Raw genomic sequence first — 9,383 nt, 5'->3', positions numbered from 1 at the left:
GATTTCGGTCAGCAACAGTTGTGCGTGGTTGTAGCGGTACTTCAGTTCGCTGCCGTCGGGGTTGATCCGTCGGCTGACCAGGTGCAGGTCGTCGGCGTATTCGTAGCGGGTGATGCGCTCCAGTTCGTCGCGCTCGGCGGTGACCCGTCCGTAGGCGTTGTAGCTGAAGGTGCGGCGGGCGCCGGTCGGCAGAATCGTCTGTTGCAGTCGGCCAACGGCGTCCCACTGGTAACGGGTGACGCCACCGAATTCGTCCTCGAGCGTGGTCCGCCGCCCCAACGCGTCGTAGGCATACTGCCGGCGTCCGCCGTCGGGCAGGGTTTCCTCGAGCAACTGGCCGAGGCGGTTCCAGGCGAACCGATGAAAGCTGTGGTCCGGGTAGCGGATCAGCAGCAAACGGCCTTGCGCGTCGTACTCGTGGTAGGTGCTCTGGCCGTCGGGGTCGATCAGCCAGGTGATATCGCCCTGGGCATTGCGCCGGTAAGTCCATTTGGCCTGGCCGCGATAACGGGCGTGCAGGAAACCGTTGCGGTATTCGTAGGACGTTGGCTCATCGTCCGGTGGCAGTAGCGCGATCAGCCGTCCGACCTCGTCGTAGCGGTATTCGGTGACCGCGCCCAGGGCGTCCTGTTCGGCGACCAGTCGCCCTTGCTGGTCATAAGCCTTAAGCAGTTCGCCGCCGTCGGCCGCGACCCGGCGCACCAACCGCGCCTGCTCGTCGTGGACGTAGCTTTCCTGGCTGCCGTCGGCGTGCCGGAGCGTCACGCCGCCGTCGTCATCCCAGGCATAGCGGGTGTCCATCTGCGCAAAGGACGCCCAGTGGCGGATGCATCTGGCCGCCTTGCCGGACTTTTCCCACTCCCAGTAGAAACTCGCGCCGCCGGCCAGTTGCCGCTGCAGGATGACGTGCTGTTCGTCGTAGTCGTAGCGCTCGCTGTCGCCGACGGCATTGGTCGCTTCGATCAGCCGGCCGCGGGCGTCGTAGCGGTAGCTGACCAGCGTCTGTTGCGTCACCCAGGCCGCCGGTTGGTCGTCGCCGAGGTCAAAGCGCTGGTAGTCGACGGCGATCAAATGGCGGCGGTCGTAGCGCAACAGCAAGCAGCGCCCGGCGCCGTTGTCCAGGCGCTGGATACGCTCGGCCAGATCGCGCTGCACGCTCAGCCGGTTGCCGTAGGCGTCGCTGATCGCGCTCAAGCGGCCGTCGTGAAAGTGATAAAAACGCGGCGACTCGCCGGCCAGCGCCAGAATCAGTTCATCCGGCTGATCGCCGAGGTAGATCGCCGCCCGCGACAGGCTGTTGTGGATCGCCGGGCGGGCCAGGCTCGGCAGCGGAAACGGCGTGCGGCGGTTTTCGGGGTCGATCCACAGCACCGTGTCGCCATCAATCTCCAGGCGCTGGCTCAGCGAGTGGCTCCAGCCGAAACCGAGGCCGCTGTCGAGCTCCACGGCGCTGGTGCGATACAGGCGGGTGAACTCAAACGGCAAGATGCCGTCGAGGGTGCCGTCGCTGAGGGTCAGCAGTTCCTCGCCGCTGACCAGCGACACCGGGCAGCCGTGGGTGGCGGTGTGGGCGGCGGTGTCGGCGCTGTCGCCGTTGGGGTTTTTCGCCTGTTTCGGCGCGTCGTCGTGGGCTTCGAGTTTTTTTAACGTGGTGTTGTTGCGCGCGTTCCAGCGCAGCTGCATCCGGCCTTTTTTCAGCCCCGCCGCGACACCCCGGGCGGCGATTCTTTTGTAGCGGTCCACATACCCCATGAAGGTATTGAGGATCGAGAACAGCGCCTCGACGAGCCGCGTTACCGCGTTGATCAATTGCGCGCCGCGACTGGCCAAACGCATTTTCAGGTAGGCAATCCCGCCCGCAGCCGTAGCGCAGGTCAGGACGATGGCGATAAGAATGTCGATTAGCAACTCCACCACCAGCGCCGACACGGCCTTGGCGGTTTCACCGGCGATCACACTGGGTGGCAGCATTTCCAGCCAGAGGCTGGCGGTGCGCAACAGCAGAGACAACAGCGCCTCATCACTGGCCAGCAGCTGGAGTTTTGCCATCGCCTCCGGGATTTTTTCCGCCAGTTCCTTCAGCTGATTGGCGCCGCTGCCGAGCCGGTCAACAAACTTGCCGGGATCTTGCAGAATGTTCGACAGCAACTGGATGCCGTCCCACACGCCCTCGATGGCTGCCCAACTGCCGGCCAACATCCCGTTGCCCACGGCCAGCAACGTCGACTGAGACCACTGTGGTTTGAAGACGTCCCACTCGCCGCGCAGCCAGGTTTCCAGCGCCTGCGTCAGCCCATCGTAGGATTCAAAAAGCTCATCCACCTGCTCCGGCGTAACCTCGCTCTGCACCCGCACACGATAGAACTTGCCCGCCTCGCCCTCGAACTGCCCCTTGCCGTTTTCATCCAGCGTGACTGGCGTCAACCGACCGCCTTCTATCGCGATCACCTCGACCTGAATGTTGCCCAACGGAACGTCATACACCGACTCGAACTTGCTCTCGATCTGCAGGATTCCGCCTTGTGGACACTGCGCAACCGTCGAGAAAAAATTGTCGTCAGTGCTGCTGACCACGGCGCTGGAGTTACCCAGCTTGATCACCCGCTCCATACCCATCAGCGAGGGCATGTCCGTGGCGTGGCTGGCCCTGTCGGCGACCTGGCTGAACCAGCGCGAGAGCTGTTGGCGGTAAAGCGCCAGCGTGTTCGGAAAATGCTCGAGTTCCTGCTCGATCCGGGCGATGTGATCCATCAGCCCACCGACAGGCAAAAAGCCGCGTGAAAAACCGGGTCGAACATGAACAATCTCTCGCACAGGAAATAGGGCGCGAGGGACTGTGCGGGGGATCTGCGGGAAAAGAAGTCAGGCGAGGAGGTGTTTGGTGTAGGGCGTTTCGCTAAAACCTATTCACCCATAAAAGAGTGGCGCAGAAGTCTCCTCCTACGCCACTTGGTTCCGTCAGAAAAATCGGTTACTTCGTGGAATCGCGGGAAGCCAACTCCTGAAGTTTGATCTGCGCCAGAGGATGCCCGGCCTTCGCGGCAATCCCCCAGAACCGCGCCGCTTCAGCCGGATCCGGCGCTTTGCTCGCGCTCCCGGCGAGGCTGATCACCCCGACTTGATAGGCCGCTTTGCCATCACCGGCCAGCGCCGCCAGACGCAGCAGGCGAACACCCTCTTCGCGTGCCCCCAGACCGACGCCACGAAAGGCTAGGATGTGGCCATAGAAGCTCTGGGCGCCGACATCGCCCAGGTTCGCCATGCGGGCGAACTGACCTTCAAGCCAGCTCCAGCCACGGGGGTTGCGTACAAACCACGGCCAGTGAAACAGCCTGCGCGCCAGCCAGTAACTGAGCCGCGCCTTGAGTCGTAAAAACACTCAAGCCTCCGCCGATTCGGGGTACTCGTATTCGAACACCCGCACCACTTCCGAGGCATGCCAGGACGCAGCGGCAACGCCGTCGGACGGTCCGGAAAATCGACCGAGGCGCTCGACACATTCAAAGAAACCGGTGCGCGGCAGACGGCTGGCACCCTGGCTGATCACCAGCGAACTGCGCAAGGGCTGCTCGGCCTTGGCATCCAGCGCCGCCAGATGTTCAAGCGCGGCGGTCAGGGTTTGCATGGCGGGCGTGGGAAGTTGCAAACGCTCCAACAACGCCCGGTAAGTCAGGAGATGACGCTGACGGCGCGCCTGATCCAGCTCGCCCAGCAATCCGTCCCAATGTTGACGACTGATGCGTACGCTCACGATTCATCCCTCCATCCTGGCACCGTCAACTCCCAGGCCAGACTGCGGCGAATCGCAGCGTCGGGCTGACGCTCGCCACTTTCGATCATGGCCAGATAAGACGGGCTGATGCCTACCGTGCGGGCGAGCGCCTCGATGGCGATGCCCTTCCCTTCGCGCAAACTGCGTAGTTGATCAAGACCTGGAAGAATCGGGTCCCGGGTTGTCGCCAGCGGCGCTGGGGCCGGCTGCGACGGTGCTTCGTTGATGCCTGCTGCTTTTAGTAGAGCCTGATACTGAGCCCACGGCAGAACCGCATATTCTGGTTCGCCTTCGCGTGTAATTATCTGAATATCCATGACTACCCCGTAGGACAACAACACTTAGCGAGTCGGCACTTTTCCCTAGAAGTGTAATCCTAACAGCGGCTAAGGTCGCGGGGGGTATCTATCTGTGGATGAGACTTGATTGGCTCAGCGTTTTTTCGGCCCCTGAAGTTGAAGTTGCTCTGGCGAATCAGGCAGCCGCTCGACCACAGCGAGCTTTTCCGGCGCCTGACGTTTGCGCCAGGCGCGGAAAGCATTGAGTTCATCGTCGAGAACTTTCATCAGCCAACCCAGCACCGCGATGTCATCGAGCATGCCGAACATGGGAAGGAAATCCGGGATCGCATCCAGCGGACTGAGAAAGTACATCAGACCTGCCACCACCGATATCACGGCCTTGGGACTGATGGCGCGATACTCACCGCGCCAGTACGCCAGGCAAAGTGCTTGCAGCAGGCGCAGATCATCTTTGAGTTTGCCCAGCCGATTGCCTTGGCTGGCACCTTTACTGGCCACCGCGAACAATAAGGTCGGCAAACGCCCACGTGCGAGCAGGCGTCCGGCAAGCGGCAGGAAACGAGCAAAATTCCAGGGTGCTTTCATGATGACTCCCACGGAAATGTTATCCACACAAATTGTGGATAACCTTGTGAACAGAGCTGCTTTTCACGGCTGAAAGCCCCGCTGCACAAGGGCTGAGCTTAGATCGGGCGTTTTTTACTCATCGAAAAAAACCCAATAATTCATTGACTTGGCGGTCTGGCGCGGTTAACGCCGGTCCTACACTGGCTATGACTCCAGCCTACAGCATCGGTTCGCTTTGTGTACCCGTGCCGGACACCAGATGCAACAACGCCCCGCATAAACGGGGCGTTGTTTTCAAAGCAGACGCTGATTACTTGGCGGCGTCTTCTTTGGCTGGATCCTTGATCGCCAGCAGTTCCAGGTCGAAGACCAGTACCGAGTTGGCCGGGATCGCCGGGCTTGGGCTTTGCGCGCCGTAAGCCAGTTCGCTAGGAATGTACAGTTTGTACTTCTCGCCGACGTGCATCAGTTGCAGGCCTTCGACCCAACCCGGAATCACACCGCTGACCGGCAGATCGATCGGGCTGCCGCGCTCGACGGAACTGTCGAAAACGGTGCCATTGGTCAGCTTGCCGGTGTAGTGAACGGTCACTACGTCAGTCGGCTTGGGCTGAGCGCCATCGGCTTTCTTTTCCACTTCGTACTGCAAGCCCGAAGCAGTTGTCACGACGCCAGCTTTCTTGGCGTTTTCTTCAAGGAACTTCTTGCCGGCGGCTGCCGACTCTTCGCTCATCTTGGCCATACGCTCTTCGGCACGCTTTTGCAGTGCAGCGAAGGCTTCAACCAATTCTTCGTCCTTTAGTTTCTGTTCTTTCTTGCCGACGGCATCTTCGATGCCTTGGGCTACGGCTTTGGAATCCAGGTCATCCATGCCTTCCTGAGCCAGGCTCTTGCCCATGTTCAGGCCAATCCCGTAGGAAGCTTTTTGCGCCGGGGTTTTCAGCTCTACGCTGGTCTGCGAGTCGCAACCCGCGAGTACCAGGCTTACCAGGGCCACCGCCGCCGCCAACCGATGCTGTTTCATGCTATTTCCTTGTTCATGCGCCTAAAGGGCAATCGAGTAAAGCCGCGAGCTTATCAGGCGGCCACGACCAATGGCTACCGGCATGAGAGCCGGAGATTTCCGATAAGTTCAGGTGTTTAAACGCTTTTCGGAGTGTAGATGATGAAACTTCTGTCATCTCGATCCCACACAAGCAAATTCCGTACCCCACCACATCTGGCGTAATGGCCACTTGCCGAGCACCTGGTGCTCAGGCATAACGGAAGAACAAATCGACAAGGAAGTTCATCTTGCGCCTCTTATTCCGCTTGCTGGCTCTGATCGTTGCCCTGTTGTTAGTGGGCTTGGCCGTCGTCTTGTACTACGTCGTCAACCCGAAACTACCGCTCTGGACGCCCGCGCAGCAGGTGCACTACCTGGAGCAATGGAGCGCCGCCGACCGCGAGGCCTATTACTTCACGCCCCAGGGCACCCAGGTCAAAGGTCTGCGTTACGAGTGGTTCAACGCTCTCGAACTGCCCTTCTCAAAACAGCGCTTCGCCGCCCCCGAATACCTCGCGCGCTTCGGTTTCCTGATCGACCCCGACCAGAAACCCACACCGGCCAACCCCGACAAGCTGCCGGTGGGCTTTGCCCGGCATCAGAATCCCGGCAGCACGGATACGTTTCTGGATATTACCTGCGCTGCCTGTCACACCGGCGAGCTGCGCTTCAACGGTCAGGCCGTGCGTATCGACGGCGGATCGGCGCAGCATGTTTTGCCCTCCAGTGTTCCCACATTGAAAGGTGGCAGTTTCGGACAAGCACTGGTGGCGAGTCTGTTCGCGACTTACTACAACCCGTGGAAGTTCGAAAATTTCGCACGCAAGGTCCTGGGTACCGACTATGAGACCGGGCACGAACAACTGCGCAAAGAGTTCAAGAAGTCCCTCGATACCTTCCTGAAAGTAGCGTGGAACGACACCCATCGCGGGCTCTACCCGACCGAAGAAGGTCCGGGACGCACCGACGCCTTCGGGCGCATCGCCAACGCCAGCTTCGGCGATGCGATTTCTCCCGCCAACTACCGGGTGGCCAACGCCCCTGTCGACTATCCGCAACTGTGGGACATGTGGACCTTCGACTGGGTGCAATGGAATGGCTCGGCGCAGCAGCCCATGGCGCGCAATATCGGTGAAGCCCTGGGCGTAGGTGCCACGCTGAACTTCTTCGACAACAACCGGCAGCCACTGATGGGGGATGACCGTTACCCCTCCAGCGTTCGCGTGCGCGATTTGCATTTGATCGAAGAAACCCTGCAACGGCTGGAACCACCCGCCTGGCCGGAAGCGTTGCTGGGGACAATCGATAAACCCCTGGCCGCCAAAGGTCGTGCCCTGTTCAGCGAAAACTGCGCCGGCTGCCACGTACCGCGGGTCACCCAGGGCGAAGGGCGATACGTGCAGCACTTGAAAATGCTTCCGGTGGAATTCATCGGCACCGACCCTGGCGCTGCCAACAACATCGCCGACCACCGCTTCGACCTCACGGCGCTGCAATGGAACCAGAAGGAGCTGGAGCAACTGGACGTCGAACCCAAGCCCACCGAGCCCCTTGATCTTAGCCAGATGTCGGTGGCCAAGGGGTTGGCCTATGTCACCGCTTTCGTTGAAAACCGCGCTTATCGCGACGCCGGTATCACCCCGGCCGAACGACCGCAAATGGACGGCTTCGGCCTGCCTATCGGAGTACGTGAACTACGGGCCTATAAGGCTCGCCCGTTGGCAGGCGTGTGGGCGACCGCGCCGTTTCTGCACAACGGCTCGGTGCCGAGCATTTATCAACTGCTCTCGCCGCAGGATGAACGCGCAACGACCTTTTACAAAGGCACGTTCGAGTACGACCCGAAACACTTGGGCTATCGCACCGAAGCCTTCACCAATGGTTTCCTGTTCGACACGCGTATTACCGGCAACCACAACAGCGGTCATGAATTCCGCTCCGGCAAGCTTGGCAACGGTGTAATTGGCCGCCTGCTGCAACCGCAAGAGCGCTGGGCGCTGATGGAGTATCTGAAAGTGTTGGGCGGCCCGCTGGAGTCGCAATTGCCATGATCAAAAGGAATTCCCCATGCTGAAGACTCTCTGGCTGCGTTTGGGCGCGTTTCTCGGCAAGACGCTGCTTTGGCTGTTGGGGCTTGGGCTGTTTGGCTGGGTGCTAGCGACGGCATGGTTTGCCTGGCAACACCGCGGGCCGGTATCGGCGCAGGAACTGATCCCGGACGGCGAAGCGGCAATGACTCAGGACATCATCCAGACCGCCGTGCGCATCGTCGATCAGCACCGCGAAAGCACCCGCTATCTGCGCGATGCCCACGCCAAGGCTCACGGCTGCGTGCAGGCTGAAGTCCAGGTGTTGCCGGAACTGGCCAGTGAACTGCGCCAAGGTGTGTTCAGCGAGCCCGGCAAGACCTGGAAGGCGACCTTGCGCCTGTCCAATGGCAACGCCTACCCGCAGTTCGACAGCATCCGCGATGCCCGGGGCATGGCAATCAAACTGCACGATGTGCCGGGCAAACAACTGCTGAGCGGTCAGCAGCCACGAGGCGAACAGGACTTCGTGATGTTCAGCCATCCGAATTTCTTTGTCAGCGATGTTGCTGAGTATCGTCAGAATGTCGCTGCTCAGGCAGACGGCAAAAAAATGATGGCGTTCTTTCCAGGCTGGGACCCGCGCACCTGGCAGGTGCGTCATCTGTTTATCGCCCTGGCGACACTGTCCCCCGCCCCACCCAGCCCAACCCAGACGACCTATTTTTCGGTTTCACCCTACAAATACGGTGAGGCCAATGCCAAGTTTCGCGTGATGCCCGACCCTGAAAGCTGCCCGGGCTACAGCTTGCCGGCACAAAATCAGAAGCTGCCGAACTTCCTGCGCAGCGCACTGAACCAGCAGTTATCCACAGACCGGGTGCCCGCGTGCTTCGTTCTGCAGATTCAGCGCCAGGACGCAAACAAGTACATGCCGATCGAAGACACCAGCATTGAGTGGCGCGAGAGCGATTCACCCTTCCAGACCGTAGCGCGGATCAAAGTGCCGGCCCAGGACTTCGACACGCCTGCGCTGAACCTGCAATGCGATAACCAATCCTTCAATCCCTGGTTCGGCCTTGAGGCCCATCGTCCCATTGGCGGCATCAACCGCTTGCGCAAAGCCGTCTACGAGGCCGTCAGCGACTACCGACACGCCCGAAATGCCGGGCTGTAGGAGCGAGCTTGCTCGCGAAAAACCCGAGAACACCGCCGAGTGTCAGATTTCCCGCGTTATCGTTGACGAGCATCGCGAGCTCGCTCCTACAGAAAATGGGACGAGAAAGCCAAACCCCGGACAACAAAAAGCCCGCATCAAGCGGGCTTTTTGTGTGGTGACCTGGCGTTCAGTGTTCCAGGTTACCGAATATGGCGCAGCGGACGGGACTCGAACCCGCGACCCCCGGCGTGACAGGCCGGTATTCTAACCGACTGAACTACCGCTGCGCGTAGCGTTGAAAGTGGTGGGTGATGACGGGATCGAACCGCCGACATTCTGCTTGTAAGGCAGACGCTCTCCCAGCTGAGCTAATCACCCTTTACCTTCGTTGCGGGGCGCATTGTGCCACAGATTTTCATAAAGTGTTGATTTAATTGATAAATTTTTCAAAAAAATCTGAAAACCGGTGAAACGACGCGTCCTGCAGAAACAACCATCAAACTTCAGGCAG

8 protein-coding genes and 2 tRNA genes are annotated in these 9,383 nt (G+C 60.2%); 2 read left to right on the top strand and 8 right to left on the bottom strand.

Annotated elements, in window-relative coordinates; translation table 11 throughout:
* The 6 genes from FFS64_RS11575 to FFS64_RS11550 form a co-directional block, all read right to left on the bottom strand.
* Positions 1-2,751, bottom strand: a 2,751-nt coding sequence (locus FFS64_RS11575) for a DUF6531 domain-containing protein (RefSeq protein WP_256660443.1), incomplete at its 3' end; no start/stop codon positions are given.
* Between the two features lie 220 nt (positions 2,752-2,971).
* Complete coding sequence (locus FFS64_RS11570; RefSeq protein WP_137805481.1) at positions 2,972-3,379, bottom strand: sel1 repeat family protein; 408 nt, start codon at positions 3,377-3,379, stop codon at positions 2,972-2,974.
* The gene (locus tag FFS64_RS11565) at positions 3,380-3,751 is read right to left on the bottom strand and encodes a hypothetical protein (protein WP_003223109.1); all 372 of its coding nucleotides are present in this window, start codon (positions 3,749-3,751) and stop codon (positions 3,380-3,382) included.
* Positions 3,748-4,089, bottom strand: a complete 342-nt coding sequence (locus FFS64_RS11560; protein WP_137805480.1) for a helix-turn-helix domain-containing protein — start codon at positions 4,087-4,089, stop codon at positions 3,748-3,750. The genes FFS64_RS11565 and FFS64_RS11560 overlap by 4 nt, the downstream gene beginning before the upstream one ends.
* A gap of 114 nt (positions 4,090-4,203) precedes the next feature.
* A complete protein-coding gene (locus tag FFS64_RS11555) occupies positions 4,204-4,659 on the bottom strand; it encodes a YkvA family protein (protein ID WP_137805479.1) in 456 nt (151 codons plus the stop codon).
* Positions 4,660-4,951: 292 nt separating this feature from the next.
* A complete protein-coding gene (locus tag FFS64_RS11550; protein WP_008060887.1) occupies positions 4,952-5,665 on the bottom strand; it encodes an FKBP-type peptidyl-prolyl cis-trans isomerase in 714 nt (237 codons plus the stop codon).
* Positions 5,666-5,934: 269 nt separating this feature from the next.
* Here FFS64_RS11550 and FFS64_RS11545 point away from each other — a divergent pair, with 269 nt between their 5' ends.
* Positions 5,935-7,737: a di-heme-cytochrome C peroxidase gene (locus tag FFS64_RS11545; RefSeq protein ID WP_137805478.1), complete on the top strand. Its 1,803-nt coding sequence runs from the start codon at positions 5,935-5,937 to the stop codon at positions 7,735-7,737.
* A 16-nt stretch (positions 7,738-7,753) separates the two neighbouring features.
* Positions 7,754-8,890 (top strand): catalase family protein, encoded by a 1,137-nt coding sequence (locus FFS64_RS11540; RefSeq protein WP_137805477.1) that lies wholly within the window; start codon positions 7,754-7,756, stop codon positions 8,888-8,890.
* A 192-nt stretch (positions 8,891-9,082) separates the two neighbouring features.
* Here FFS64_RS11540 and FFS64_RS11535 read toward each other — a convergent pair.
* Both FFS64_RS11535 and FFS64_RS11530 read right to left on the bottom strand, forming a co-directional pair.
* Positions 9,083-9,159, bottom strand: a tRNA-Asp gene (locus FFS64_RS11535).
* A gap of 15 nt (positions 9,160-9,174) precedes the next feature.
* Positions 9,175-9,250, bottom strand: a tRNA-Val gene (locus tag FFS64_RS11530).
* Positions 9,251-9,383: the final 133 nt, after the last annotated feature.

The sequence above is a fragment of the Pseudomonas sp. G(2018) genome (genome assembly GCF_005502415.1).
In the GTDB taxonomy this organism is placed as follows: domain Bacteria; phylum Pseudomonadota; class Gammaproteobacteria; order Pseudomonadales; family Pseudomonadaceae; genus Aquipseudomonas.
Note: the sequence above shows the minus strand (reverse complement) of the source record. Positions and strands in the feature narration are given on the sequence as shown.